The sequence below is a fragment of the Mesorhizobium sp. M7A.F.Ca.CA.002.09.1.1 genome (assembly GCF_003998555.1).
In the GTDB taxonomy this organism is placed as follows: domain Bacteria; phylum Pseudomonadota; class Alphaproteobacteria; order Rhizobiales; family Rhizobiaceae; genus Mesorhizobium; species Mesorhizobium ciceri.
Genome location: NZ_RZRR01001314.1, coordinates 1 through 1,044, shown reverse-complemented (window position 1 = coordinate 1,044; position 1,044 = coordinate 1). Strand labels below are relative to the sequence as shown.

General features: G+C 62.4%; 1 protein-coding gene and 1 pseudogene. One reads left to right on the top strand and one right to left on the bottom strand.

From position 1 onward, the window contains the following. Positions 1 to 239, top strand: a pseudogene (locus EN994_RS32830) (hypothetical protein); the annotation flags it as partial. Here the strand turns inward: EN994_RS32830 and EN994_RS32825 are convergent. Further along, positions 213 to 1,044: L,D-transpeptidase (locus EN994_RS32825; protein ID WP_164746493.1), on the bottom strand; the 832-nt coding region annotated here is incomplete at its 5' end. The pseudogene EN994_RS32830 and the gene EN994_RS32825 sit on opposite strands and share 27 nt — an antisense overlap.

The following is a 1,044-nucleotide window of genomic DNA, read 5'->3' as shown; positions in this document are numbered from 1 at the left end:
GCGTCACGCTGTTCGCGAGCTGGCGTTATGCGGAGAAAAGCGGCTTCGTAGCAGAGGATGTCGATGCGGAAACCAAACGCACGGTCTATCTGCGCATCATCAAGGCACAGATCCTGTGGGCGGTCGGCGCCGCACTCTCGCTTGTCAGTCCCTTGCTCGGCGTCGGCTTCATCCTGGTCGTGCAGTTGGTCTATGCCGCCGCGCTTCGCGGTTCACTGCTGCGCAAGGTTATCGGCTGAGGGCCCGCCGACAAACTCCACCGTCACGCCCGGCGAAACCAATTTGGCCAGCTCCCGCGCATCCCAGTTGGTCAGGCGTACGCAGCCATGGCTCTCGGTCTTGCCGATCTTCGACGGATCGGGCGTGCCGTGGATGCCGTAGGTCGGCTTATCCAGGGCGATCCAGACCGAACCGACGGGACCGTTCGGGCCCGGCGGAATGGTCAGGACCTTGTCGTTTTGACCCTGCTTGAAATTGATGCTGGGATTGTAGGTGTAGTTCGGATCGAGCGCCACGCGCGACACCGTGTGTATGCCGGACGGTGACGGCGTATCCGACGAGCCGATGGTTGCGGGATAGGCCGCGACCAGTTTGCCGCCGGCGTCATAGGCGAAAACCTCTTTCTTGTCCTTGTCGGCGACGATACGCGCCACCGGCGTCGAAACCAGCCTGCCGAAATTGGCGACCTTGATGATCGTGCCGGGACGATTGAAATCGACCTCCGGGTTGAGCGCCTTGAGATAATTCTCGTCCATGTGAAAGCGCTCCGCGAGCGCCTCGGTCACCGACGTATAACCCATGCGGTCGAGTTGCGCCTTCTGGCTGTAGTCTTCCGGGATCGACGCGACATAAGGACCGGCCGCGTCCTCCGCTGTGATCGTGTAATTGGCGAAGGCATCGCCGCCGGATTGCGCAAGTGCCGCCTGGATGGCGACCGCGTCGGTCGATCGCAGATTGGCGCCGGTGATCTGGTTGTAGGCGGCGAGCGCCTTGTCGACATTCGAACCGAAACGCCCGTCGATGACGCCAGGCGAAGCGCCACCC